This is a genomic window from Haematospirillum sp. 15-248, assembly GCF_012102665.1.
Taxonomy (GTDB): Bacteria; Pseudomonadota; Alphaproteobacteria; order Rhodospirillales; family Rhodospirillaceae; genus Haematospirillum.
Map to the genome: position 1 here is coordinate 180,014 of NZ_JAAVTF010000002.1, position 26,771 is coordinate 206,784.

Consider the following 26,771-nt stretch of genomic DNA (forward strand, 5'->3'; position numbering starts at 1 on the left):
GGATGTCTGGGGTTTGGCTGTACCCCGTAAGCAGGGTGTGACATGTTCCCGTCTTCGGCTTCGCCTGCCTTTCCCTTGAAGGGGATGAGCCTTCGTTCCGTTGTTATGGTCGCCAGCATTGTGATGCTGGTGACGGTTGCCGGTGCGTCGCTGGCTATTCTTCTAGCCTTCAGCCGTACCATATCCTTGGCTGAAGAAACAGAGGGGCGTATTATCCCGGAAGTTCTGGGGCAACAGACACTGGCTGTACTGGCGGCGGAACTGGCCAGAACAGCCGAAGTGGTTCTGGGAACCAATGATCCTGTCCGTCGCGACAAGGCTTTGCTGACGGCAGAAAGAACGGCTGTCCGTTTTGCTCCCCTTGCCGGCGTGGACAGTATGGCTTGTCTGGATACAGCGCTGTCTGCCATTCGGCGCAGTGCCTATCTGCGTGATCTTGCCGATACATTGGCGGTGCAACGGGTTGGTATTCAGGTGCGGCTGGTCGAAGTCATCATTCCTGTCCGCCCTGTCAATGCCCTCTGGTCACAGATCATGCTGGAACTGCAGTCATTGTTGGCCCGTGTGGAGGCCGAGCAGGACATGGACCGGCTGCAAGCTCTTCAGGTTCATATTTCTGCCGCCCGCAACCGTCTGCTTGCTCTCTACAAAGGGTCTTCTCCATGTCTGGAATGTCCTGAAATTGCCGCCAGTCTGCTGCAGGATATCCTGTCGGTGGTTGATCTGCGCCGCGAACAGCTGGCGGTCCTGGTGCAGGCTGACAAGGAGGCCAGCCAGACGCGTGTGTCGCTGGAGCATATGACGGCAAATCTGTCCAGGACGGCTGCAAACACGGTCCGGAACAGTGCTGCGGCGATTGTCGAGGCTGGATGGCAGGGCATCATCATGGGCTCTGTTCTGGTGTGTGGATCCTTGGTTCTGATCCTTGTGGGCGGACTTTTGTTGCTGCGGCATGTTGTGCGACCGGCTGTTCGTGCCCGTGAAGCCCTGGATGCGATTTACAGCGGGGATCCTCTTCCCATGCAGGAACCGGCATCACTGAAAGAGTTCCAGGTGATTGGGGAGGCGGTTCAACGTTTGTCCTGTGCCCTGGGGAATTTGAAGGACAGCGAGCAGAATGCCCTGCGTGGCCGACAGCAGCTGGAATATCTGCTGGATATTTCGCCCGCCCCTTTCATGCTGGTTGATCTGACCTCGGGTCTTGTTTCCCGCGTTAATGCTGCTGCTGCCGACCTGTTCGGGATCCGGTGCGATGGCTTGTCCGGTGTAATGGCCGAGGATTTGTGGGTCAGTCACGAAGCGGTCTCGGATGTGTTGTCCCGTTTACGTAACAATGACGCGGTGGAGCGTCTGGACATGCAGTTCCGTCGTGTTGCGGCGCCACCGTTCTGGGCCTTGGTATCCGCCCGTACCGGTGCGCTGGATGGTCGTGCCATTGCGTTGGTCGGCTTGGCAGACATTACGGATCGCAAGCATTATGAAAATCGTTTGCGTTTGTTGATCGATGATCTGGAACGTTCAAACCGCGAACTGGAACAGTTTGCCCACAGCATTGCCCATGACTTGCAGGATCCTTTGCGTGCGATGGTCAATGGCCTGCAGCAGATTGGCCACAGGGCCGGTGATCTGCTTGATGAGTCATTCCGCAGCGACATGGGGCGTGTTGCCGAGGGCGGGCGGCGCATGGAGCGCATGATTGCAGAGCTTCTCGACTATTCCCGGATTGGCTGTGGTGGCGCATGCGAGCCCGTACCCCTGTGGGATGTGGTTGCACGGGTTTCCAGGGGACTTGGACCGGTTCTTGAGGAGTGTGGGGCCGTACTGTCCGTTGATGGTCGCCTGCCGTCGGTTGCTGCACATCCCGAGCCTGTGGCCGGGCTGTTCCGTAATGTGCTGTTTCATATTCTCGACAGCCGGGATCCGCAGCATGCGCTGAAGATTGTGATCCGTGTTTTGCAGGCCGGGGCTTTCTGTGAATGTGTTGTTGCCTACAACGGGCATGCTGCGCCGATCAGTACGCATCATGATGTGGCTCCACATGGCGATGACACCCGCCCTGTGGTGACAGCCGGTGGTATCGGGCTGTCGCTGTGCCGCCGTATCGTTGAAAACTATGGTGGCCGCTTGTGGATTGATCCGTCAGGTGGTCTGGGTCCGGATGGGCAGGACAGTGCCGTCCATTTTACGCTTCCATTGCACGATCCTGTTTCTGCCTCTGAGCCGCAGAGGGTGTTGCAAGAGGCAAGCCCCGGTTACCTGTCCCCTTAATTCGGTTGTTTCTCGGCCCAGCTGATCTTTTTGCGATAAATGGTGGACGGACTGATTTCCAGCAGCGCAGCGGCACGTGGGATGTTGCCCCCGCACACATGGATTGCGGACTCAATTGCCTCTTTCTCGATCAGCCACAGAGGCTTCAGATGATCCGGACCATTGCCTGCATCAGGATGGCCTGCATCGTGATTGTGCAGGATCGCTGCTTTCAGGGCACTGGATGTGGCGGCAACCGTATTGCCCAGAATGGCCAAGGCGGCTGGTCCGGGGTTTGCCTTTGCTTCAGCCTGTAGTTGCTCGGGGAGCATGTCCAGGGTCAGCTCTTCCCCCGTATGCAGGACAATGGCGCTGCGCAAAACGTTTTCAAGCTGTCGCACGTTCCCGGGCCAGTCATGTCCGGCAATCGCCAGGGCGGCCGGGCGGGCAATGCGGCGGAAGGGCTTGTTTTCCTCGGCCGCTAGGCGCAGCAGCAGGGCCTGGGCAATTTCCAGCGCATCGCCGTCCCGCTCCCGCAGGGGAGGCAGATGGATCGGGATAACGTGCAGGCGATAGTACAGGTCCTCGCGGAACCGTCCTTCCTCCACTTCTTTCAGGGGGTCGCGGTTGGTGGCGCAGATAACGCGAATATCAACCTTTTGCGCCTTGTCGGCCCCGACCTTCTGGACCATTCCCGTCTGGAGAAAGCGCAGCAGCTTTCCCTGAAGGTTGATGTCCATTTCCCCGATCTCGTCCAAGAACAGCGTGCCGCCGTCAGCCTGGCTTGCGGCACCGTCCCGGGTTGCGATGGCCCCGGTAAAGGCCCCTTTCAGGTGTCCGAACAGCTCGCTTTCCATCAGGTCCCGGGGGATGGCGGCACAGTTGACAGCAACAAACGGCCCGTTGCGGCGCGGGCTGGCCCTGTGAATGGCTTCCGCGCAGAGTTCCTTGCCGGTGCCGCTTTCGCCGGTGATAAAGACGGTGGCGCGTGACGGGGCTGCGGCCTCGATCATCCGGTATACGCCCCGGATGGCGGCCGATGACCCAATAAATCCACCCCATTGCCCCGGTGGTTCAGGCTGGAGCTGTTCGGTCAGCTGCTCGACCTTTGTGCTGAGCTTTTGTTTGGCAATGACATTGCCGACCGTAACCTGCAGGCGTTCGGGTGGAAAAGGTTTGACCAGGAAGTCGTCGGCCCCGGCCTGGAGAGCCTCGACAGCCAGACGAACCGAGGCCTGTGACGTTACAACCACGACACCGCATGGCATGCCGTTGCCGCGAATATGGCGCAGGATTTCAAGCCCGTTCATATCCGGGAGGTTGACATCCAGAACCACGGCATCCGGCGGGGATTGTGACAGGATATCCATGGCCTGCCTGCCGGTTTCGGCCGCACGGGTTTCCCATGCCGCAAGATCACCGGCATAGCGTTCCGCCATCAGGGGATCATCTTCAACGATGAGTATCCCGGCTTTCATGGATATGCGGTCGCCCCCCGGTCCCCCGTTCAGTCCCACCTGTTACGCTATATCAGTGACGGTCGCTTCGCAACCGGGGTTGCTGTTTTCCTGTATCTGGTCCTTGCGATACCCTTGGGTATACAACAGCCCGGTCAGGTCGCAGTAATCCAGCCGGAACGCCGTGCTGCTGTGGACCAAGGGCTTTGCCCGCCAGGCAATGCCAAGGCCGGCGGCTTTCAGCATGGGAATGTCGTTGGCGCCATCCCCGATTGCCGCCGTGGCGCTGAGGGGGATGTGCCGTGCGCCGGCGCGTTCCATCAGCAGGCGGAGCTTGGTTCCCTGATTCAGGATCGGGTACGCGACGGTTCCGGCCAGGGTTTGCCCGTTCAGCTCAAGGGTATTGCCCTGGTGTTCGTCAAAGCCACAGGTCCGGGCAACCCGTTCTGTGAAGAACGTGAATCCCCCGGAAGCCAGAAGGCAATAAGCCCCGTGGGCCCGCATGGTTTGTACCAGTGTGCGGGCACCCGGAGTCAGGGTGATGGCCTGCCATGTCTGTTCCAGCGTGCTGACCGGCAGGCCGCGCAGCATGGCCACGCGTTCCTCCAGGGCGGCCTCGAAATCCAGTTCGCCCCGCATGGCTTTGGCCGTGATGGCCGTGATCCTGTCTTGGACCCCGGCAAAGGCGGCCAGATCATCCAGCGTTTCCCCGGTAATGATGGTGGAGTCCATGTCGGCGACCAGAAGCATCTTGCGGCGGTGTTCCGTGCGCTGGCTGATGCAGTCAAGCTGGTACCCCTGCAGGACGTGGCGAACAGCGGCATCGGCCAGGCTGGGGTCGATGGCGCTAAAGGGAATGTCGCACGCTTCTTCCTTTGCCAGCCATTCCGGGCGCCCGGTTTCGGCATGGCGGCTGCGCAGGGCGGCACGCGCGGTGTTTACCATGTCCGGGCTCAACTGACCGGCTTCGGGGGCGATGAGTGTCAGCACACAATCCATTTTTGGCAGCCCTTGCAAGGAAGAGAACAGGCGGTCAGAATGCCGGCGCGGAAGCCGGGGTTTTTGCCCCGGTATGTCATCCGGATACAGGTATTACGGGGCAGGAAAGACAGTTGGCAAGGGTAATTAATGCATTGGGCCACGTGCAGCGTGACAGGGCCGTGGTGGTGGTGGCCGGGCCAACAGCCAGCGGTAAGTCTGCCTTGGCCCTGGATCTGGCCCATCGCTTTGGTGGCTGCGTTATCAATGCGGATTCCATGCAGGTGTACCGCGAACTGTGCGTGGTCACGGCCCGCCCGACTGTGGAGGATGAGCAAAGCGTTCCCCACAGCCTGTATGGTGTGCTTGGTGGGGACGAAGTGTGTTCGGCAGCGCGCTGGGCTGATATGGCGGCGCAGGATATTGCCCGATGCCGGGAGCAGGGCGTCCTGCCCGTTGTCACTGGCGGGACGGGTTTGTACCTGCGTGCCTTGGTGTATGGGTTGTCGCCGATACCAGATGTTCCATGGGATGTGCGGGTGCAGGCACGGGCGCTGATGGACGACATCGGGAATGTTGCCTTTCATGCCCTGCTGACAGAGCGGGATCCCGTAACAGCGGCCCGTCTGTCGGTGGGGGATACCCAGAGACAGATCCGGGCGCTGGAGGTTCTGGAGGCAACCGGACGGTCCATCACCGCATGGCAGAAAGAACCGCCGGTGCCGGTTGTTGATGCGGATGTCCTGACCATCATTCTGGATCCGGCACGTCCGTGGCTCTACCAGCGTTGTGACCTGCGTTTTGTGCAGATGATGCAACAGGGGGCACGCGACGAGGTGCGGGCCCTGGATGCCATGGAGCTGCCTGCCGATGCCCCGGTCCTGAAGGCACTGGGTGTGCCGGAACTGCGGGCGTTGTTGCATGAGGTAATGTCGGAAGAAGCCGCGATTGATGCAGCCCAACAGGCAACCCGCAACTTTGCCAAGCGGCAGGTTACCTGGTTCCGGCATCAATTGCCGGCAACCCTGCGCCTGTCGGGGGAGGATTCCCGACAGTGGTGCGAGCAGGCTGCAGCTCTGTTAGCCGGGCTGTGACCCGGGGTGGAATCAAGGTTGGCTCTGGAGGGTTGCCGCGGGATCCAGCGATGGCCGGCAGCTCAGCAACAGGGCCAGAACAACGCAAGCCAGCGCCGCCGCAAGGGGGGCGCCGGGGCTGATATTGGCCATGGCTCCGAAAGAGAATGCCGAGAAGCCGGCGCTGAAGGCCGCAATTGCCGCAGCAAGCCCCATGATGGAGCCTTGCCGGTCTGCATCGAAGCTGGCGGACAGGCGTGCCATCAGCCCGCTGTAGGACAGGCCGAAGCCACAGGCCCCGATGGTGGCCAGAGCATACTGTGCATAGGGGTGGGAGACAAACAGAGCCCCCCCGATACACAGGGCCATGAGGAACAGGGCCAGTGAGACCATGGTGGCAGGCTTCATGTATTTCAGGGCCAAGCCCACCAGAACCAGAAAAGACACGGCCAGGCCGAAACCGGCCCAGGCAACCAGATGACTGACCGTCTGTGGGTCAAAGTTCCGCTCCAGGGTGACAAACAGACCAATGAACTGGAAAAAGGTGTTCCACCCCACCAGCATGAACAGCAGCAGGATACAGCAGGTGCGGGCGCTGTCGGAACGGAAGGCATCGGCAAGGGTGCGAACCGGGTTCTGGTAGGGTACACGGTCGGATCCTGTATGGCTGCTGTCCCTGAAGGTCAGCAGCAGGGCCAGCAGGTTGATCACAGACAGGACGGCAACAAACACAAACGGCGTTGTCAGGCTGAACCAGGGCGTAATATCCGGATTGCTCAACCACCCGCCAACCAGTGGGCCAATCACATACCCCAGGGAAACTGCAAACATGATGTAGCCGATAAAGCGGGCGCGGTGATCCGGTTCGGTGACATCAATAATGGCAGCCTGGGCAACCGGCAGGCTGCCGGAGAAAAACCCACCGACCAGTCGCCCGCCAATGAACAGCCACACGCTTTTCAGCATGATGGCAAAGGTCATCAGGCTATAGCTGGCTGCCAGACCGGCCAGGCAGATCAGCAGGGTCTTTTTGCGTCCCAGGCTGTCTGACAGTGAGCCAAGCAGGGGGGAGCCAAAAAACATGGCCAAGGAAAAGGCACCCAGAGCCACGCCATACAGGATATTGCGATAGTGTTCGGTTCCGGAGGCCATCAACCCGATATCCGGGTTATGGACTATGGGGGTCAGCATCGGGATGATCAGGCTGGCCCCCAGGCTGTCGATGAAAATGACGAGATAGATTCCCGCCAGGCTGAGTATGGTCTTATGCCCCAAAACAGGCCCCCTTGTGCTGGTGTTTAAGGTCGCAGACGCATGTCCGTGCACACGTCATGCTTTCAGGATCAGGATACTGTCTGTCCCTCCCGGTCCCGGACCTGCCGGAAGGCAAACCCCAAGGCCAGCCAGCTGAATGTCATGGCCATCACCTGCAGGATACCGGCCAGCATTCCAGCTAGGACTGAGTCCGGTTCGGTGACCTGAAGGGCAAACCATGGCAGGTGTACCGGCGTGCAGGCCAGTCCCAGCAGAAACAGCTTCAGGACTATGCCATCCGATGCGCGCCAGCTGACCCTGGCCGGGGCCGGCAGGTCCAGCGCAGCCGCAACCGGTGCCAGGCTGAGACGCAGGGCAACCCATGCTCCGCCAGCTACAGCCAGGGCAAGCAGAACGCCCATTGCGGGGCCTGCGTTGGTGGATCCTGCTCCTATGGCTCCAAATACAGCCAGGCTGACGAAGAAGGGGGCGGCAACCAACATGTTCATCACCAGAACCACCAGTTCCCGTCTGCCCAGATGCCAGGCTGCGCGACCGGGATTTTCCAGGTCATCGGGCCCCAGGACAGCCAAGCGTGCCATATTGGCGCTGAGTGTGATCCCCAGCCACAGTTCCAGGAGGCTTGGGATTACAAGCGCCGGGTGTTCCTGTCCAAGGCTGAACCGCATTCCAGCCGACAGGGTCGCGACAGCCAGTGCCGGCAGCATCAGGTGCGCCAGAAGGTTCGGGACGTGGGCAATCGCCTGGAGGGTATGACGCAAGGCAAGTGTGATGGACAAGGCAGTCATGTGATAAACCGGTGCATGGTATTAAGTCATATTTGTCAGAAGGGTGTCGGATCCCTGTGCGGCATCGGCAGAGGCGAAAACGTAGGGCATGATAACCTGTGAACAAGCTTGTTCAGCAAATATACGACGGCACTGTGGAGGATATTGGTGTGGAAAGCGAGAAAAAGAATGATCCGCTGCATCGTTTCCCCTTGAACTTCACCGTGCGGCAGAAGATAAACACACGGTCACCTGTTGTTTGGGCGAACAGGCAGCGGTGATGCGGCAGCGATGCGCAACAGCGTGTGCAGCAATGTCGCAAACGTTCGGGAAAAGCAGGCCCCGCCGTTGGGTGCTGGCGTTTCCGGATGGTCGATACAAAAGATTGTTCCGCCGTTTCCGGCGCCAGGCAACGACCCCGTTTAGGACGAGTGAGGCAAGATGCTTTCTAGGATGACCGGCTGGCTCTCCGCCGATATGGCTATTGATCTTGGTACCGCCAACACACTGGTGTACGTCAAGGGGCGCGGTATCGTTCTGAATGAACCATCGGTGGTTGCCATCGCCGAGGTCAAGGGCAAGAAGCAGGTTCTGGCCGTCGGGGACGAGGCCAAGCAGATGCTGGGCCGCACGCCGGGCAATATCCAGGCCATACGTCCCTTGCGCGATGGTGTCATCGCCGACTTTGAAGTCGCCGAGGAGATGATCAAGCACTTCATCCGCAAAGTGCATAACCGTCGTTCTTTTGCCAGCCCGATGGTTATCATCTGCGTTCCGTCCGGGTCAACGGCTGTCGAGCGACGCGCGATCCAGGAATCAGCCGAAGCTGCCGGTGCCCGCAGGGTCTATCTGATCGAGGAGCCGATGGCTGCCGCGATCGGTGCCGGGCTTCCCGTGACCGAGCCGACAGGGTCGATGGTGGTTGACATCGGTGGCGGAACCACCGAAGTGGCCGTGCTGTCACTGGGTGGAATCGTCTATGCCCGCAGCGTTCGTGTCGGTGGCGACAAAATGGACGAGGCGATCATCGCCTACATCCGGCGCAATCATAATCTGCTTGTTGGCGAAGGATCGGCGGAGCGCATCAAGAAAGATATCGGGTGTGCCTGCCCCCCTTATGAGGGTGAGGGACGTACCATCGAGATCAAGGGGCGTGACCTGATGAACGGTGTCCCGAAAGAGCTGGTTATTTCGGAGCGGCAAATCGCGGAAAGCCTTGCTGAGCCTGTTGCCAATATTGTGGAGGCAGTCAAGGTTGCGCTGGAGCACACGGCTCCGGAACTGGCTGCGGACATCGTTGAAAAAGGCATTGTCCTGACCGGCGGTGGTGCCCTTCTGAAGAACCTGGACTATGTGTTGCGTGTGTCCACCGGGCTGCCGGTTTCCATTGCCGACGATCCCTTGTCGTGTGTTGCCTTGGGAACAGGACGGGCCCTGGAGGAGCTGAAGAAGCTGCGCAACGTGTTGACGTCGATGTACTGAGCGCTCTGGTCGTGCTATTCCGGGAAGCTGTGCTATACTTCCACAGTCTGCCGGCAACACAAACAGGGGCTGACCGAACGTGAAGCAATCTGCGCCGACGTCAACACGGCTGAGCCATCTGCGCACCTTGTTCGGGCGTTTTGCCTTTGTCGTTCTGGTGATCCTGTCGTTTGCCCTGATGCTTGTCGGCAAGGCGGATACGGTTGCTGTCCGCAGTGTCAGGATCTGGGTAGCCGATGCCTTGGTTCCGGTTATGGATGTGATGTCCCAGCCTGCGTCCTTTATCACGGCTGTGACCGCCAATATCCGCGAATTGGCTGCCATTCGGGAAGAAAACGCCCGCTTGCGCGACGAGAATGCGCGTTTGTTGCGCTGGCAGACAGCAGCCAGGGTATTGGAGACAGAAAACGAATCCTTGCGCCAGCTGATGCATTTTGTTCCCGGTCCCCAGGCAACATTTGTATCCGCACGCGTTGTGGCTGATACTGGCGGTGCTTTTGCGCACTCTGTCCTGGTAACGGCCGGTGCCCGCGAATTAGTTTCCAAGGGGCATGCCGTTGTTTCCGGTGAGGGATTGGTCGGTCGTGTAATCGAAACAGGGCGGCGTGCTTCGCGCGTTTTGCTTCTGACCGATATCAACAGTCGGATTCCCGTTGCGATCGGCAATGCCCGGCAGCGTGCTATACTGGCCGGCGATAATACCGACCGACCGCGGCTGATGTTTTCCCGCGGGCAGATGGCGGTGGTGCCAGGGGATCGTGTGGCCACATCAGGCGTGGCCGGTGTTTTTCCGCCGGGTTTGCCGGTAGGTGTTGTGGCATCTGTCAACGATGGCGAGATCCGCATCAAGCCTTATTACCAGCGTGACCGTCTGGAGTATGTCCGGGTGGTTGACTATGGTGTATCCGATGTCATCAGTGACCTTGCCTCGCCATCCATTGACGGTGCGGCGGGGGAATCCCGGACGGAAAAGAACCGCTGAGGGGCGCGGAGGAGCGACATGCAGCCATCCCTGTTGCAAAGGCTGGATATACTTGCCCGGCACCAGTTGCCGTTTTTTCTGTGTCTTGCCCTGATGCTGGTTGAGGCCACGCCCACGCATGTGCCCGGCTTTGCCAGTATATCGCCAATGCTGACCCTGGTCGGCATTTATTACTGGGGTGTCCAGCGGCCGGATATCACCGGATACGGCACGGCTTTCTTTGTTGGCCTTCTGGAAGATATTCTGGGTGCAACGCCTCTGGGGGTTGGTTCCCTGACCCTGCTGCTGTCGCTGATGATCGTGCTGACCCAGGAACGCTTCTTCCGCAATCGGTCTTTTATCGTAACGTGGTGGGCTTTTCTGGTGGTTGCGGCTTTTGCCACGGTTGTGCGGTGGGCCCTTTCCGGTCTTGCCCAGGGCATGGTGTCTGATCCGCCGCTGGCGCTGGCAACGTTCTTTATGACTGTCACCTTTTATCCTCTGGTCGCATGGATTTTCGGGCGGCTGCAGATGGCTTTTCTGCGGGAGGTCTGAGTGGCTTCAAGTACACTGGGCGGAGCGCGCAGGGAACAGGATCTGACCCGGCTGTTTACGCGTCGGATCGCTGTTCTGGGGGCTGGCAAGGCTGCCCTTTTGGCAACGCTGGTCGGGCGGATGTATTTTCTTCAGGTGGTCGAGGCCGAGAAATATGCCACCCTGGCCGAAGAAAACCGCATCAACCTGCGTTTGCTTCCTCCTCCCCGTGGCCAGATTGTTGATCGGTTCGGCGTGCCCATGGCTGTGAACCAGCAGAACTTCCGGGCCCTGATCATTTCTGAACAAACACCGGACCTGTCCGGAACCCTGGAACGTTTCGGTCGGATCGTGCCGTTGGGTGAGGGGGACAAGACAAGGGTTCTGCGCGAAGTACGCCGCAAGCGCCGGTTTGTACCGGTGCCGGTTCGTGAAAACCTGACCTGGGAGGAAATGGCCCGGATCCAGGTCAATGCGCCGGACTTGCCCGGTGTTTTCATCGACGAAGGTTTGGCGCGTTACTACCCTTTTGGTGCCGAGGCCTCGCATGTCCTGGGTTATGTTGCGGCTGTCTCGGAAGAGGATCTTGTCGGCTCCGAGGATCCTCTGCTTGATCTGCCCGGTTTCCGGATCGGAAAGGCCGGACTCGAACGCCAGTTTGATCGTGCCCTGCGTGGAACAGGCGGTACCTTGCAGGTGGAGGTGAACGCTGTTGGCCGTGTTATCCGTGAACTGGCGCGGGTTGATGGCCAGACCGGGTCAGAACTGGCCCTGAGCATTGACTCCAGAATTCAGGACTTTGCCTGCAAGGCGATCGGGGATGAAAGCGGGACGGTCGTTGTGATGGATGTCATGACCGGAGAGCTTCTGGCCCTGGCATCACAGCCCGGGTATGACCCCAATGCGTTCAGCCGGGGGCTTACGGCTGAAGAATGGAAAGCCTTGACCGGTAATCCCAAGGGGCCTTTGGCAAACAAGCCCATTGCCGGTCAGTATGCTCCGGGGTCGGTCTTCAAGATGATTGTCTTGCTGGCAGCCCTGGAAGCCGGTGTCATTCGCCCTGAGCAGACGGTGTACTGTCCGGGAAGTTTTACCTTGGGGACGGCCAAGTTTCATTGTTGGCGCAAGCAGGGGCATGGCCATGTTGATATGGTCGGGTCTGTTCGTCATTCCTGTGACGTGTACTTCTATGAAGTGGGGCGTCGTCTGGGGATTGACCGGATTGCCGACATGGCCCGTCGCTTTGGTCTTGGAACCCTGACCGGTATTGACCTGCCCGGGGAGAAACCCGGTCTGATACCGGACCGTGGCTGGAAACAGGCCGTCATGGGGGATGTCTGGCACCCGGGCGAGAGCGTGGTGGCTGCCATTGGCCAAGGGTATATAACCGCAACACCTCTCCAGCTTGCGATGATGACGGCCCGTATTGCCAACGGGGGATTGGCTGTCCATCCAACCCTGTCGCGGGTCACTGTGAACAGTCAGGGCAGCTTGGTGCCGCGTGTGCCGACGCCGGGGCCGGACATGGGTATTCCGGCGGCCCATATGCAGCTGGTTCAAAGGGCGATGTGGGAAGCTGTGAATGCCGATGGAGGAACCGCACGTCGGGCCAGGCTGCCGTCGGATCTTGGGGAAATGGCAGGCAAGACGGGGACAGCCCAGGTGCGGCGCATTTCGCGGGCGGAGCGGGAAACCGGCGTGATCAAGAATGAGCATCTGCCATGGGAACGCCGCGATCACGCGTTGTTTGTCTGTTATGCGCCGGTGTCCACGCCCCGTTATGCTGTGGCCGTTGTTATTGAACATGGCGGTGGGGGGGCTGCCACGGCGGCCCCGATTGCCCGTTCGGTCATGGCGGAAACCCTGCGCCTGGATCCGGCGCGTTCCGCACAGCCCGTAACCGCACAGGCCACATCGGTTCCCGAGGAATCGTTCCCGGTTGAACCGGACGAGATGCCCTCGCTTGATGTTGAAACCCAGAACGGGAGGGGCGGCTGATGTCCCTTGGTCTTTCCGGTACGCGCCGCCGGCGTGGCGACATGCCTGTAGGCGAAAAGCTGTGGCATGTCAGCTGGTCCCTGATCTTGCTGCTTGTCCTGCTGGCCTCTGTTGGTTTCATGATGCTGTATTCAGCCGCCGGAGGGGATTGGTCGCCTTGGGCGGATCGGCAGGTTGTTCGTTTCGGGGTTGGGCTGTTGTTCCTCCTGGCCTGTGCGGTGATCGATATTCGCCAGTTCATGCGTTATGCCTATGTAGCGTATGCTGTTGGTCTGATCCTGCTGGTCGGGGTGGAGGTGCGCGGCGAGATCGGTATGGGGGCGCAGCGCTGGATTGATCTGGGGGTCTTCCAGATCCAGCCTTCAGAAATCATGAAGATTGCGGTTATTCTGTGTCTGGCCCGGTATTTCCATGGCGCAGATCACGATGAGGTGCGCAGCCTGACCTTTCTTGTGCCCCCGGTACTGATCGTTGCGGCGCCGGTGGTTCTGGTTCTCAAGCAACCCGATCTGGGGACCGCCCTTCTGTTGATGATGGGCGCGGTTGCGCTTTTGTTTGCGGCTGGGGTACGGATCTGGATCTTTATTGTTGGCGGTGTATCAGGGGTGGCCTTCATTCCTGTCGCCTGGAGCATGTTGCGCGATTACCAGAAAAACCGTGTCCTGACGTTTCTCGATCCTTCGCGTGATCCCCTCGGGGCGGGTTATCACATTACCCAGTCCAAGATAGCCCTGGGGTCCGGGGGGGTGCTGGGAAAGGGGTACATGCAGGGAACCCAGAGCCATTTGAACTTTCTGCCCGAGCATCAGACAGACTTTATCTTTACCATGCTGGGTGAAGAGTTCGGCATGCTGGGGGGTATGGGGCTTCTGGGGCTTTATATCCTGGTTATTGCTTATGGATACGCCATTGCCCTGCGTTGCCGCCATCAGTTTGGGCGGCTGGTGGCCATAGGCATTGTGTGCAACTTCTTCTTATACATTTTCATCAACACCGCCATGGTGATGGGGCTGATTCCGGTGGTCGGGGTCCCCTTGCCCCTGATTTCCTATGGCGGTACGGCCATGATTACCCTGATGCTGGGGTTTGGTATTTTGATGAGTGTGCATGTGCACCGCGATGTTCATATCGGTCGCGGCGGTGCCTTTGATGATGGGTAGGGTCTGGCTGATAGAGCGCGTGAATGGCAGGGACGTATTTTTCTCTTGTCATCCCATAGGGTGAGGGCTATAAAACGCCCCTCTCCGACAGGGGGAGGTTTTCGCGGTTCTTCCGTAAAAACAATCTATTGGGTGCATAGCTCAGTTGGTAGAGCAGCTGACTCTTAATCAGCGGGTCCAAGGTTCGAGTCCTTGTGCACCCACCAATATAAAAAACCCGGCCTAGAAGGCCGGGTTTTTTATTTTTTCTAGGTCTTGCTCATGTAGATGGCTTGATGGACGATGCCGATGTCGGCGTTATGCTTGATTATGCAGCCAACGTGATACAAGTGGGCGGGGGAGAACTGCCCAGCGATAGCTGTTCCGTGCTTGCCGGATGGATTCGGCGTTTGCGCCCGGAGCGTGAGGCTGTCGACAGTGCACTGCGTTCCCTTGCTGCTGATGCTGTAGCCTGCCGGACCCTTCTGCGTTTTGCGGTTCGTTTGATGGACGCTGATGGTATCCAGAACCCTGCGGAATTCGATCTTGTTGTCGCTGTGCAGGATGTTCTTCGGTAGATGCATCTTTATAAGAATAGTCTGATAATCATGTACTTTATTGGTCATGCACGTATGTTATGCGGCAATAAACAGTTCTGTGTAATGTGTATGTATAATTCGTGATTATATTATTGTGGCGGTATGATGATGGACCTGTCTCCATTTTAAACTTATGGTTTCATCTCTTTTCTTTTGGAAGGGGGGTGCCATGCATACTATTGACCAAGATCGTTCTGTCCACGTTGTGTTAAGGGAGAGCGCTGATGTGTCAGGAAATGGGCTTGATGCCCTGCAGTCCCTGAGGTCTATGTTGTCTCCTTTGTCTTCTGTATTGGTGTTCAGTGGGCAGGATCCATTCCGGTATGGGGTCTGGTTTTCACGTGACGCGAACAACCTTGATATTTTTATTGATGCCGACGGAGACCTGCGTACCGTTGAAGCCCGTTACCGTTTGCCGGGTGTGAAAAGTGTATCGGCTGATGATCTTGGTCTGGTTCTGACAGCCGGCGATGGTCATTTGAATCTTGCTGAAGCGTCGTCCCCCGTTTCTGTGGACTGGCATGATCCATCCATGGCGTCCATCACGAGCGTTGATGGGGCTTTGCGCTTTCCCAATGTTCTGGATGCCAGCCACCAGATTCACCATGCTGTGGATTTGGTCGGTGGTCATGGCGATGACCTTCTGATCGGAAGCCCGCTTTCTCGTGATACCTTGCGTGGAGGGACAGGGGCAGACCGGATTGACGGTGGACTGGGTGCGTATGATGCGGCGTCTTATAGCGACAGGCAGGAACCGGTTCTGGCCGTCCTGATGGGGCCGCTGGAGAGCGTAGTCTTCGTTGGCGGGCGACCGGAAGATACCCTGAAGAATATCGAGAGTCTGGAAGGCGGGGATGGGTCCGATGTTCTGGTGGGCGATGATGAACCCAATTACCTGTGCGGAGGAAAGGGAGATGACACCCTGCGTGGGCGAGGCGGGAATGATGATCTGCACGGTGGCGAGGGAAAAGATCTGATCGATGGCGGTGAGGGGGACCGCGATACGGCAATCTACCGGGAGAAAAACGAGGCCGTGGTTGTCAATCTTGATAACGGAGCGGACACGATTGTTTACGTCGGGGGTGTTGCTGAAGATACGCTCCGTCATATCGAGTACGTTGAGGGTGGTGACGGTCACGACGTTTTGGTCGGTGACACCCGCCATAATATGTTCTGGGGCAACCGGGGAAATGATGTCCTGATGGGACGGGAGGGGAATGACCTGCTGGATGGCGGTGAAGGCAACGACGTTCTGGACGGGGGAGCCGGTGATGATACAGCGCTGTATACCCGGCGTGACACAGCTTCTGTGTATGTCCTGTTGAATGATTCCGGCGATGGTATTGTGTACGTCAACGGAGTTCACGAAGACCTCTTGCGCAGTGTTGAAAATATTGTCACGGGTGCGGGGCATGACCATCTGATCGGGAACAACCGTGACAATCAGTTGTCTGGTGGGGCCGGTCGTGACTTTTTGTTTGGCAGCTCCGGTAATGATGTTCTGGATGGGGGCCCCGATCGTGATGTTCTGGACGGGGGTGATGGATTTGATCGCGCCGTGTACAGTAACCGGGTGGAAAATGTTGCCGTGACCTTGAATGGCTCAACGCATGCTTATGTTCGTATTGGCGGAAGCATTGAGGACAGCTTGCGTAATGTCGAGCAGATTGAGACCGGGGACGGGAATGATCTCTTGACTGGTGATGGTAAAAGTAACTGGTTCCGTTCCCGGGGTGGAAAGGATGTTCTTCGGGGTGAGGGGGGGAGTGATACCTTGTATGGAGGAGATGGTGACGATGTTCTTGACGGAGGTCCGGGGCATGACTCTCTTTTCAGTGGCCAAGGCGCTGATAGCCTGACTGGTGGGTCCGGTGCTGATTTGTTTGGCTACTTTCGCTTGTGGGATATGCATGGGGATACGATAACAGATTTCAATCGTGCGCAGGGGGACCGGATTTGGCTGCACCACCAGTTTGATGCCAACCCTGACTTTGTCGGACAGCAGCCTTTCAGATTTTCTGATGCCGTGGCCACGCCGCATACATTCTGGTATCGCCTTGCAGATCAGGAAGCTGGGCTGATTTTGATTGCTGATATTGATGGTGATGTGGATACGTGGGAAGTGGTGGTGTCCATGCCAGGATTAGAATCTCTCCACCTATCTGATTTTATTATATAAAAATGGAATTCTCGTTATTTTTTCCATTTCGGATGCATGGTGCAGGGCTCTGTAGGAAGGGCCCTGTTTTTTGTTTGATACTGGGCCTACGCCGCGACGGTAGATGCACATATTTCTGTCCTTTTAATGACAAATTACCTGATTTTAATTGTCAAAATTACCTTGACTCTCCTTCTGGGTGTGATTGTCTATGTACGGTTCGTTATGGATGTTTTGCATATTGCGTGGAAGGATGTTGACGATGACTGTATCGGTGGAACATTCCGGTGTAGCCGGGCTGAATGCAGAAGGTGATGTGGCCCGTGACAAGCGGCATGTCATCATGGAGGGAACTCGTGATCTCAGCGATCAAGATCAGCGCGTTCTTGTACAGATCAAGGGGTTTGGTATTGTATCGCCCATCATTGTTGGTGATGAGCGCATTGGATCCATCCGCTACGACAAGAATGTTATTGGGGGATCTTCGGGTGACATTCTGAGGGGCGATGATCGTGACAATATTCTCAAGGGAATGGATGGAAGAGATATTCTGGTTGGTAATGGAGGCAATGATATCTTGGATGGAGGGCCAGGTGATGACTATCTCGTACCCGGTCCAGGGGCCGATGTCCTGACCGGTGGTACGGGATATGATGTGTTTGTATTCAACCGCCTGTCGCACAGCAAGGGTGATATTATCACGGACTTCAATCGGTCAGAATACGACGAGATTCATTTCTCGTTCGATCATTCTGTTAGCTATGCTGCATCGCAGCCAGGTTATGTCCAGGATCCTGAAAAGCCGATGCGCTTGCCTCTGAACGGGACCACTCCCGCACCAAACACCTTGTGGTACACGCCGTCAGAAAATGGTCGGGATGTAGTGCTTTATGGGGATAGCGACGGTGACATTTCCACGCATGAAGTCGAGATAACCCTTCAGGGTGTTGCCCACATTCAGGACTCTGACATCCAATTTAACTACTACACCTGAGAGTTCCTTCGGGCCTTGCCCTGATTTTTCCCACTTTTCCGCAAATCATTCCTGATGTGGCAGCTGTGCTGAAAATCAGGACGATGGTCTGCGCCCTGCCGGCAGGTCTTTGTGACCCTGTCATCGTTCACTCTACCTTGGGAGTTTCTCCAATGAGTTCATTTATGATCCGGAATATGTATGGCCTGAATGCACAGGATACAATTGATTATGCGGGTGAAAGCAGGTCTATTGTTGCTTCACTTGAGCAGTCCTATGTATCGATACAAGGGCGGCATTCCTCAGGGTGGGTAGATGGAGCCCGCAATGTCATCGGTGGGTCGGCGCCAGACAACATTCACGGTGATAGCCACAACAATGTTCTGGTTGGGCTTGGTGGCGATGACCTGCTAGGTGGTGGTAAAGGTGACGACACCTTGGTCGGTGGTTCGGGCAATGATTTCCTGATCGGAGGAAAAGGCGCCGATACCATTACGGGTGGTCCGGGTGCCGACAAATTTGTGTACTGGAAGGCATCCGATACCCAAGGAGATGTGATTACCGACTTCAATCATGGCCAGGGCGATATCATCAATTTCATTTTTACGGAAGAAGAGCAGTATGCCCATAACCACCCGAAGCCGGGGTATGTGCCTGATCCCGAGCAACCCATGCCCATGGCCCTGAACGGGACAGCGGAGGCACCTCATTCCTTGTGGTACCAGGTTGCCGAGAATGGCAAGGACCTGCATCTGTTCGGTGATACGGACGGTCAGGTTGACACGCACGAAATTTCCATGACCCTGCAAGGCGTGACAAGCCTTCAGAGTTCAGACTTTGTGTTTGAATACTGGGTATAAGGCCCGCGCCTCCGTACCTCTTATATAAACAGGCCCCCCGGAATCATGGTGTCGTGGATTCGGGGGGTTCTCTTTGTTTGTTCTGAATTCATTTCCTTACAGCCAAATAAAGAAGCCTGTGTCAAAGGGGTTGGTTGTTCCCAGCCAGCTTGGTACTTGCACAGGTACAATCAAGAGGTGTAGCGTCTGCTCACGATCTTCCCTCGACTGTCATGTGAGGCGCCATGCGTTCCTTGCCAAGCCCTTTGGCCGCTGCCGAAGTAACATGGAGATATTCTTCCAAGAACAAGGTGCTGGATTACAGCGGTGCCGACAGATCTGTTGTTGTTTCGTTGGAGGAGGGTGCTCCGACCCCTGTCTTTGTCGGGGGAGAGCAGGTATCAACAGTCCGTTATGCATCGGGTGTGATCGGGGGAAATGCCCCGGATAGCTTGGCCGGGGACAGGCGCCCCAATCGGTTGCAGGGGATGGATGGTGATGACTGGCTGCGTGGTCGTGGTGGGCCTGACGTTCTGGATGGTGGCCCGGGTCGTGATACGCTGGCCGGCGGTTCGGGTGCTGACCTGTTGACCGGTGGTGCGGGTGCTGACCGTTTCCTGTACAGCAGCGTGTCTGAAACCCGGGGGGATATCATTACGGATTTCAGTCATGATCAGGGGGATGTTATTCAGTTTGTGTTTGCGGACACCCTTTTGCAGGCGTCTGTTCAGGATGGATTCAAGCCCGATCCCGAGCACCCCTTGCCCTTGTCCTTTCACGGAACAGAGCCGGAAGCCAATGCCCTGTGGTACTGTGTTGCTGGTAATGGCAAGGATATAACCCTTCTGGGGGATACGGATGGGCATGTGGACACGCAGGAAATACAGATCGTTCTACGGGGCGTAGCTGAACTACAGCCCTCCGATGTTGTCTTTCAATATGGGATTGCCTAACCCCTGAAGATTGTTATCTTCGGTTTCTTTTTGCACCGTTGGCTGTTGCTCCGCATCCTTGTTCTGGATGATGCAGGGGGGAGATGCTGTTGCGGTCAGAAACCGTATGAAGGGGGAATACCATGACACATGATGCACAACGCTCGTTCGTTCATGCCGCAGGCCCGATGGATATTGAGGGCTTTGCCGATACCATGCTGGATCTTACGTTGCATACGTCTGTACCGGACCAGCTGTCTTATGTGACAGAGGGGTATGACGGTGATGATATCGTAACAGACTTTCATACCGATGACGGTCAGACCTTCCATCTTTCTGGCACAGGTGAGGGGTTGTTTTTCAGTGGCTCTGATTCTTTCCCCTGGTCCCTGTGGCTGGATGAATTAAACGGGATTATCACCCTCAGGGGGGACACAGACGGGAATATGGAGACCCAGGAATTCAACCTGTTCATGAATGATATTTTTGATCCTTTGAAAGATCCGGAGTCCGGACCAGATGTTCATGGGTTTATCGAAATACCGGAAACGGTTTCGTCCCCCCTTTTTCTGATCGTTGATCATTATGGTTCAGCTTGGTTCTACAGCCATGCCGAAACAACGTCTTCTGAGTCCGTTACGCTTCTCTCTGCGCTGGCGGATCATCAGAAAACGGGCATGTATGTTTTTGCGTCGAATGCATTCGAGGGGCATGGCGCACCTCTTGCGCGCTCTGTGGCCGAGAGAACGCATGTCTCTATGGAGCTGAAGATCGCCTTGTTGGGTGATGCAGACAAGGACAGGCCCGGGGAGCAGCCCTTCGTTCTTTCCGGTGAGAAACCTGCGCCCCATGCCTTGTGGTATACGGTCAGTGGTGCCGGCAAGCCACTCTTGCTGGAGGGTGATGTTGATGGGAATTTCAACAGCTGCGAGATTAATATTTTCTTGCAGGGCATGTCCCCTCTCTCCTTCGACCAAGGGCTGCTGGACGGTCTTGTGTAGTATCCGTGGCTGTTGGTTTTACGGTGCTTTCGCCTATTTATTAAAGGTTGTTTGTATAGAAAAGAAAATATCTAGGGTTGATATTTATGGAGAAAAAAGCGCACCTTGATTCATAGCTATCAAGGCGCAGGAGGGAATCTGCCATGAAGATCAAATGGTCTCGTCTTCTGAAAGACAAGGAAGCACGTCGGGATGCCCTGGATCAGGTTGGTGATGTGATCCATGACGGTGTTGACGCGGTAAAGAAGGTGGAGCTTCCGGATGTCGACCGTGAGGTTGGACGCGTTCTGGATCAGGTTGGCGACGTGATCCAGGACGGTGTTGACGCGGTAAAGAAGGTGGAGCTTCCGGATGTCGACCGTGAGGTTGGACGCGTTCTGGATCAGGTTGGTGATGTGATCCAGGACGGTGTTGACGCGGTAAAGAAGGTGGAGCTTCCGGATGTCAGCCGTGAGGTTGGACGCGTTCTGGATCAGGTTGGCGACGTGATCCAGGACGGTGTGCGCAATATTGTGTTTCCGGAATTTGAAGGGGGCACAGTCGCGGATTCTGGTGTAGGTGAGGCGGCTTCTTCTTTTGCTGATGTATCTGGCTCTGGCCATCGTGTTCCCAAGGATCTGGATTCCGACCTTGTCATTCATCAGAGCGGTCGTGTGATGCACATGCAGCCATCTGTCGGCAGCCCTGAGGTGGTGGTCGATTTGACAGTGCCCGGCATGGAAAGCATCAAGAATGTTACGTTGATGTTCCCTGTCATGGGGACTGTGATCGGGGATGCAGCTAACAACCGTTTGGTGGCGTCCGGGGCCAGCCAGTTGTATGGCGGACCAGGGGATGATGTCCTGGCCGGTCTTGGCGGGAACCGGATCCTGGACGGGGGAGGGGGCAGGGATACGGTCCTTTACAGGGGACAGTTCCCGTCTTTGTGGGTTGAGCTGAATGGTTCGGACAGCAGTGCCGTCTGGATCGGTGGCGTGCCCGGCGATGTTGTACGCAATGTCGAAAACGTGACCGGGGGCATGGGTAACGATGTTTTGCTCGGCGATGCAGGTCCGAATGTGATGCGTGGTGATTTTGGTGATGATGCTCTCTCGGGTGGCTTCGGGGATGATATTCTGGACGGTGGGATCGGTGCGGACATCATGATCGGTGGACCCGGTGCCGATCTGTTTGTTTTTTCTGCGTTTGACCCTGTGCCAGGGGACATCATCCGTGACTTCAGTCAGGACGAGGGCGACCGCATCGATCTTTCCAGGCTGGCACCACAGCTTGATTTTGCGGGCGACGTAGCAACCCCGTATTCGGCCTGGTTCACCCGTGACGGGGGTGATCTGCTGCTGTCTGTGGACAGGGATGGTGACGTATCAACCCCTGAGCTTAAAGTGCGATTGAATGGGGTCGATGATCTGGAGCGGAAGGATATTCTCTTGGCCGGAGACCTGCCGTTCCCTCCGGACCTAGGCCATTCAGACAGTTCGCCGGTGCGGGTGCCCGACAGCGGGGTGATGCAGGCGGCAGTCCGTGTGCAGAATGCGCCTTCATCCGGGCTGGCAGCCGATATTGTTGGTTCGGCACTGACGTTTGTGTCCTCTAGGGACGACACAATTGTTGCGGATCTGGAGGCTCCTGATTTTGTCGGCATCAGCACGTTTGTTGGTAAAGATGGTGTGAACAATGTTGTTCTGGGTACAGACAATGCCAATCTGCTGTTTGGTGGTTCGGAGGATGACAGGATCCATGGTCGCGGTGGCGATGACCTTCTTGTCGGGCGTGATGGCTCCGATCACTTGGTTGGAGGCGACGGGAATGATCGCCTGAAGGGCGGAGATGGCATTGACTATCTGACAGGTGGGCAAGGAGCCGATACCCTGACCGGTGGAGAGTCATCCGATGCGTTTCAGTATTGGTCCCTGGACGAGACATTCGGCGACATCATTGTTGATTTCAGCCGGGCTGATGGTGACCGTATCTGTTTGATGAATATTGATGCCAACACCCTGCAGCCGGGGGAGCAGCTGTTCGGTTTCTCCGGTCAGACGCCGACAGCCCATTCCCTCTGGTATCAGCGGGCACAGGATGGAAGTGGGTTGGTCCTGTACGGGGATGTGGATGGTGATATCCAGACGCATGAAATGGCCATCACCATGATGGGGGTTGTGCACCTTATGCCATCTGACGTGACAGACTATACGCTGATAACCGGTGGTTTGTTTGCTGTTTCGGCACCGGAGTTTGTGTAGAAGCTCATCTCTGACCCGGCCGTGGTGCAGGAACTGATTTTGTCCCCGGGGAAATCCCGGGGACATGTTTGCTGTGCCTGTCTTTCCAGGCGGTCATATGCCAGCGTGTAACATATGTGGCTGTTTGTGTGCTTCAGCCATGGTTCTGGCTGTATACCGTGTGCTGTCTTTCTGTTTCTGCCTGTCCTGTGCATCCGGGTGGGGGGAATAATGTGTCCTGTAATCCTGACTTGTCAGCGTTGTGCTTTCGGACAAGGTGGAAACCATGCAGGAAATCACGTTTATCCTGTCCCTGATCCTGTTTTTTGCCATGGCCTGTGCGGCGATGCGGTCCTGCGTACGCCTTGGTCCGCCAGTGCGGCGACGTGTTGTTCGGACAGCCCTGTTCGCATGTCTTGTTGTTCTGTGCGCACTCTTTCTTCCCCGATATCTTGATCATAACGTGTCTGCTGGTCGTATGGGGTCGCCAGCTTCACCGATAGAAGCCGATCATGTTGCTGTCCTGAGGGGACTGTACAATGAATTGCAGACATTCCGGCATGATCCGGAGTTTCACAGGGTTGGTTTCGATGCGTGCTGCCGTTTCAGCGACTGGAAGCAACGCCTGGACCGTTTGGGCGATGGTAACGGGTCACGTATATACCAGTCGCTTGGGTTCGTTCCCCGTGATCTTATGACGCTGGCAAACCATTATCGGACCGGTTACGGGGATAACGCGGCCCCTGTACATTCTCTTGCTACCTTTATTGATGCAGGGCTTTCGTCCTCGCCTGTGCTGGAATTCGGGCAGGGCATGGTTCGCCAGCAGGAGTATGCCTGTGTTAACCCCGACCTTCTGCGCCGTTACCATGCCGCGCTGGGCATGCACCAGTATGCAGAGGCCGGTCGGATTATAGCTGGCCCCGGGTGTCGCATTCTGCACTCCAGAACCGTCGTCAGTGGGCCACTTGATTCCCGGCATGTGCTTGTGTCTGATCCCGGGATGCGGAAAACAGGTGCGCTGTATCATCAGGTGAGAACTGACAGTGGGGCTATCCTGTGGCTGAGTCACGACAGGGTCGTGTTCCGCTGATCGTCAGTATCCCTGATCGGGATCAACGTACCCGGCGGGCCGCTCACCCCGGTCAAGCTGTTCCAGTGCAGCGGCTATTTGCGCGACAGCCGTTTCAGGTATGGTTGCGGCCGCACTGTGTGGTGTCAACCGGATGCCGGGGTGATGCCACAGGGATGAGTCCAGGGGCGGTGGTTCCGGAGATGTCACATCCAGAAAAGCACCGTGCAGATGTTCTTGCTCCAGAGCGTTGAGCAGATCTTTTTCCACGACCAGATCCCCGCGTGACGCGTTGATCAACACGGACCCTTGGCGCATGCGTGCCAGGAATCCGGCATCGATCAGGCCCCGGGTTTTTGGTGTCAGGGGCAGCAAGCAAATGACAGCCATACTGTTGGCAAGAAGGGTGTGCAGCCCTTCCGGGCCATAGACACAGGGAAAATCGGTTGCCTGTCCGGAGGCAGTGCGACGCCAGCCGGTCACGGGTATGCCAAACCCGGACAAGGCTCGGGCAACGGCTATTCCCAATGTACCGGCTCCCAGAATGCCAACCGGGAAGTCTGCGGGTGCCCGGTATGGCAGCGGGTGCCACCTCTTTTCCCTTTGGCTGTCCTGATAGGCATCCATGTCACGGAAGAAGTGAAGCACGGCGTAACTGCACCATGCTGCCATTTGTGGTGCCATGCCGGTATCAACCAGGCGGAAAAGGTCAACGGTGCGGGGCAGGTTGGGGAGTGCCAGAATGGCGTCTACGCCGGCCCCAAGACAAAAGATGGAGCGTCTCACCACAACATGCTCAAATAGGTCTTGGTCCGGCTTCCAGAGGATCAGGTCATCGGTTGACCGGGCAAGCGGGGCTGTCTTGTCATAGAAGGAGATGGTTCTTCCAGGGCAGGCACGTTGCAGCAGCTCTGCCCACAGTGCGGCGTTGGACGGTGTTGCAACCAGAACCGTTGACATTCAGACAGGCCCGTCATCGATTTTCTTCCCGAAAGGGTCTCATGATGCTGCAGCTGTATCAAGGTCTCCATCTTTTGGGGCCATGCTGTTTTCCTGTGGCAAGGGGATCAGGAACAGCAGGGCAATCCACAAGGCGCACACAAACCACGTTTGCCAAAGCCCATAGCCCAGCGATGCAATGACAAAGGCTATAACGGCTCCGCCTGTGGTGGCTACCCGTGGCGTTCCGGGAGGGATACGGCGCAGGGCAAAGAAAAGAGCCGCCGCCGCGAGGATGGCCCCGACAAGGCCCAGGTCAAACCAGATATGAAGCGGGCCGTTGTGCGGGTGCAGTGGCATGGCTTCAAGATAGCCCAGTGTTGTCCCATTATGGCACCGGGTCATGGCTATGGTGTCATTACCCCCTTCGATGACGCGCTCTGCCTCCAGGCCATACCCGATCAGCGGCTGTTCCTGGATTTTCCCGGTTGTGAAGGTCCAGATCATCATGCGGTGGGCCATGGATGGCGCCCGTTCGACAAAGAAGCAATAGGCCGGGCTATTCTGGGACGGGGCCAGAAGAGGCATCAGCAGCAGGCCGGTTGCCAGAGCCACAGGTACCAACCGCCACAAGGCAGGCAGAACGCGGATCACTGCTGCTGCGGTTCCACCCAGAAGGACGGCCCCGATGGCTGTTTCACTGGAGTGTTGGCTGAGGACAGCAAGTGCGAGGAATGCGATTGTGATGCTGCTACGCCGCCATCCCCCCTGCCAGCCGGCAAAGGCGCAGGGGAACAGAAGCAGTGCCAGAAAGGCTGCCCCACGGCTGTAGGGACTGCCCTGGGTCAAGGCCTTGATCGTGATTGTTTTGCGCCACGGGATGCTCAGCATACCGGCTGTCTGCATATCCAGAAGGGCCAGGGCGCCAATCCCTGTTGCGATGCCTAATGTTACCAGGGCGAGTGTGCCGCGCTGGTGCGTGTCCAGTCTCATCATGGCCATGGCGATCACAGAACCGCACAGGGTCAGCAGCAAGAGACGCAGGGCGACGACAGCGCTGTGGCCCGGTATCAGGGACAGGGGGGACAGTGCCAGCCCGACAAGGAACAGGGACCAGAGCCAGGGGTTGTAGGACCACAGGTCCCTCATCGAGGGGCGAACGTGCCACAGTCCCCACAGGGCCGTCAGCATCACCAGGATCCACAGGCCTTTCGGGGCAATGAATCCTATGACGGGGGCCAGTGGTATCAGCAGAAGGCAGCGGGCAGGCATTGTGGCAAGGATCCGGTACAAACAACAAGGTGACCGAACCATGCTGTTTTGGTCGCCATTTGTCCATGATCCGTGATTGTGTGATGGTGAATATATTGTTGAAGATCCAGCTTGACACAAAATGGGAGAACAGATAAACACAGCGCTCCCAGCGCGATGGCGGAGTAGCTCAGCTGGTTAGAGCACGGGAATCATAATCCTGGGGTCGGGGGTTCAAATCCCTCCTCCGCTACCAAATGCAGAAGACCTCTTCACATATTATGATGTGCTGGGGTCTTTTTTATTGCGAAATAAGGGCAAACTACTGTTTGAGTAGTGAAGAGCATCGGTTCGCTCCATTATATCAACATAACATACTTATCTTTATCGGGAATTTGCACATTCCTGTCCGATGTCAATGATTGTTTATTCTTTTTCCATTATCCCTAATATAGGTATTTTCTTTGTATGTTCAGGGGGGGGGCGCTAACAGATGAGCGGCGTGTACGATAAGCAAGAGCGAATTGCGCTGGCCGCTGTCAGTCCACAGCCCACTATGGTGTAACGATTATTCATGGACTAATTGCAGGGAATTTGGCGGCGATTGCTGCGCTTGTTACCTTCAAGAGTGGGGCTACGCTCAGACTATACTCCGGATCCCTGATTTGTTTTTCTGCTGGGTTCACTCTTTCACTACTCCGTGGATTTCTTTGCTATTTTTCACAATCAGCTTACACGTGTGAATCCTCTGAGCGTGGTGATTCTTGCAGACGTTGGGCAATCGGCTCCGGTTTTGCGTCTTTCATCGCCCTGGCTTTGGGGGGAGTGTGGGCGTTTATTATTGGGATTGGATAACTACAGCGCATGGAAGACTTTT

At 56.9% G+C, this 26,771-nt stretch carries 21 protein-coding genes and 2 tRNA genes; 17 read left to right on the forward strand and 6 right to left on the reverse strand.

Going from position 1 to position 26,771, the window contains the following annotated elements:
- Nucleotides 1-42 precede the first annotated feature (42 nt).
- Nucleotides 43-2,268: a sensor histidine kinase gene (locus HEQ72_RS03805; RefSeq protein ID WP_168022611.1), complete on the forward strand. Its 2,226-nt coding sequence runs from the start codon at nucleotides 43-45 to the stop codon at nucleotides 2,266-2,268.
- On the opposite strand, the gene HEQ72_RS03810 is transcribed toward HEQ72_RS03805, so the two are convergent.
- Both HEQ72_RS03810 and serB read right to left on the reverse strand, forming a co-directional pair.
- A complete protein-coding gene (locus tag HEQ72_RS03810) occupies nucleotides 2,265-3,725 on the reverse strand; it encodes a sigma-54-dependent transcriptional regulator (protein WP_168022612.1) in 1,461 nt (486 codons plus the stop codon). The two genes, HEQ72_RS03805 and HEQ72_RS03810, sit on opposite strands and share 4 nt — an antisense overlap.
- A gap of 42 nt (nucleotides 3,726-3,767) precedes the next feature.
- Complete coding sequence (gene serB / locus HEQ72_RS03815; protein ID WP_168022613.1) at nucleotides 3,768-4,703, reverse strand: phosphoserine phosphatase SerB; 936 nt, start codon at nucleotides 4,701-4,703, stop codon at nucleotides 3,768-3,770.
- On the opposite strand from serB, the gene miaA reads away from it, so the two are divergent.
- Entirely contained in the window at nucleotides 4,685-5,776 is a 1,092-nt protein-coding gene (miaA, locus tag HEQ72_RS03820; protein WP_322099474.1) for a tRNA (adenosine(37)-N6)-dimethylallyltransferase MiaA, read from the forward strand. The two genes, serB and miaA, sit on opposite strands and share 19 nt — an antisense overlap.
- Nucleotides 5,777-5,788: 12 nt before the next feature.
- Here miaA and HEQ72_RS03825 read toward each other — a convergent pair whose 3' ends face one another.
- Complete coding sequence (locus tag HEQ72_RS03825) at nucleotides 5,789-7,030, reverse strand: MFS transporter (protein WP_168022614.1); 1,242 nt, start codon at nucleotides 7,028-7,030, stop codon at nucleotides 5,789-5,791.
- 68 nt (nucleotides 7,031-7,098) lie between these two features.
- Nucleotides 7,099-7,818 carry a hypothetical protein gene (locus tag HEQ72_RS03830; protein ID WP_168022615.1) on the reverse strand — a complete coding sequence of 240 codons (720 nt, stop codon included), beginning with the start codon at nucleotides 7,816-7,818 and terminating at the stop codon, nucleotides 7,099-7,101.
- 420 nt (nucleotides 7,819-8,238) lie between these two features.
- Here HEQ72_RS03830 and HEQ72_RS03835 point away from each other — a divergent pair, with 420 nt between their 5' ends.
- The 14 genes from HEQ72_RS03835 to HEQ72_RS03915 all read left to right on the forward strand — a co-directional run bounded on the left by HEQ72_RS03835 (nucleotide 8,239) and on the right by HEQ72_RS03915 (nucleotide 23,725).
- Nucleotides 8,239-9,279 carry a rod shape-determining protein gene (locus HEQ72_RS03835; RefSeq protein WP_066134692.1) on the forward strand — a complete coding sequence of 347 codons (1,041 nt, stop codon included), beginning with the start codon at nucleotides 8,239-8,241 and terminating at the stop codon, nucleotides 9,277-9,279.
- Nucleotides 9,280-9,358: 79 nt separating this feature from the next.
- Nucleotides 9,359-10,261, forward strand: a complete 903-nt coding sequence (gene mreC, locus HEQ72_RS03840) for a rod shape-determining protein MreC (protein ID WP_168022616.1) — start codon at nucleotides 9,359-9,361, stop codon at nucleotides 10,259-10,261.
- An 18-nt stretch (nucleotides 10,262-10,279) separates the two neighbouring features.
- Nucleotides 10,280-10,795 (forward strand): rod shape-determining protein MreD, encoded by a 516-nt coding sequence (mreD, locus tag HEQ72_RS03845; RefSeq protein ID WP_168022617.1) that lies wholly within the window; start codon nucleotides 10,280-10,282, stop codon nucleotides 10,793-10,795.
- The gene (mrdA, locus tag HEQ72_RS03850) at nucleotides 10,796-12,772 is read left to right on the forward strand and encodes a penicillin-binding protein 2 (protein WP_322099475.1); all 1,977 of its coding nucleotides are present in this window, start codon (nucleotides 10,796-10,798) and stop codon (nucleotides 12,770-12,772) included.
- Nucleotides 12,772-13,932, forward strand: a complete 1,161-nt coding sequence (rodA, locus tag HEQ72_RS03855; protein ID WP_168019726.1) for a rod shape-determining protein RodA — start codon at nucleotides 12,772-12,774, stop codon at nucleotides 13,930-13,932. Before mrdA ends, rodA begins: the two co-directional genes overlap by 1 nt.
- 130 nt (nucleotides 13,933-14,062) lie before the next feature.
- Nucleotides 14,063-14,138: transfer RNA gene (locus tag HEQ72_RS03860), tRNA-Lys, on the forward strand.
- Nucleotides 14,139-14,207: 69 nt separating this feature from the next.
- On the forward strand, nucleotides 14,208-14,489 hold the full coding sequence (locus HEQ72_RS03865) for a hypothetical protein (RefSeq protein WP_168022618.1): 282 nt from the start codon (nucleotides 14,208-14,210) through the stop codon (nucleotides 14,487-14,489).
- Between the two features lie 190 nt (nucleotides 14,490-14,679).
- A complete protein-coding gene (locus tag HEQ72_RS11570) occupies nucleotides 14,680-16,689 on the forward strand; it encodes a calcium-binding protein (RefSeq protein WP_272487514.1) in 2,010 nt (669 codons plus the stop codon).
- Between the two features lie 241 nt (nucleotides 16,690-16,930).
- On the forward strand, nucleotides 16,931-17,662 hold the full coding sequence (locus HEQ72_RS11575; RefSeq protein ID WP_272487515.1) for a hypothetical protein: 732 nt from the start codon (nucleotides 16,931-16,933) through the stop codon (nucleotides 17,660-17,662).
- 152 nt (nucleotides 17,663-17,814) lie between these two features.
- Nucleotides 17,815-18,501: a calcium-binding protein gene (locus tag HEQ72_RS03895; RefSeq protein ID WP_209316173.1), complete on the forward strand. Its 687-nt coding sequence runs from the start codon at nucleotides 17,815-17,817 to the stop codon at nucleotides 18,499-18,501.
- A 224-nt stretch (nucleotides 18,502-18,725) separates the two neighbouring features.
- The gene (locus HEQ72_RS11580) at nucleotides 18,726-19,433 is read left to right on the forward strand and encodes a hypothetical protein (RefSeq protein WP_168022620.1); all 708 of its coding nucleotides are present in this window, start codon (nucleotides 18,726-18,728) and stop codon (nucleotides 19,431-19,433) included.
- 122 nt (nucleotides 19,434-19,555) lie between these two features.
- A complete protein-coding gene (locus tag HEQ72_RS03905; RefSeq protein WP_168022621.1) occupies nucleotides 19,556-20,413 on the forward strand; it encodes a hypothetical protein in 858 nt (285 codons plus the stop codon).
- 143 nt (nucleotides 20,414-20,556) lie between these two features.
- Nucleotides 20,557-22,653, forward strand: a complete 2,097-nt coding sequence (locus tag HEQ72_RS03910; protein ID WP_168022622.1) for a calcium-binding protein — start codon at nucleotides 20,557-20,559, stop codon at nucleotides 22,651-22,653.
- Between the two features lie 265 nt (nucleotides 22,654-22,918).
- Nucleotides 22,919-23,725 (forward strand): hypothetical protein, encoded by an 807-nt coding sequence (locus tag HEQ72_RS03915; protein WP_168019718.1) that lies wholly within the window; start codon nucleotides 22,919-22,921, stop codon nucleotides 23,723-23,725.
- Between the two features lie 3 nt (nucleotides 23,726-23,728).
- Here HEQ72_RS03915 and HEQ72_RS03920 read toward each other — a convergent pair whose 3' ends face one another.
- Nucleotides 23,729-24,664, reverse strand: a complete 936-nt coding sequence (locus tag HEQ72_RS03920; RefSeq protein ID WP_168019717.1) for a 2-hydroxyacid dehydrogenase — start codon at nucleotides 24,662-24,664, stop codon at nucleotides 23,729-23,731.
- Nucleotides 24,665-24,703: 39 nt separating this feature from the next.
- Nucleotides 24,704-25,915: an O-antigen ligase family protein gene (locus tag HEQ72_RS03925; protein WP_168022623.1), complete on the reverse strand. Its 1,212-nt coding sequence runs from the start codon at nucleotides 25,913-25,915 to the stop codon at nucleotides 24,704-24,706.
- Between the two features lie 158 nt (nucleotides 25,916-26,073).
- Here HEQ72_RS03925 and HEQ72_RS03930 point away from each other — a divergent pair.
- A tRNA-Met gene (locus HEQ72_RS03930) sits at nucleotides 26,074-26,150 on the forward strand.
- Nucleotides 26,151-26,771: the final 621 nt, after the last annotated feature.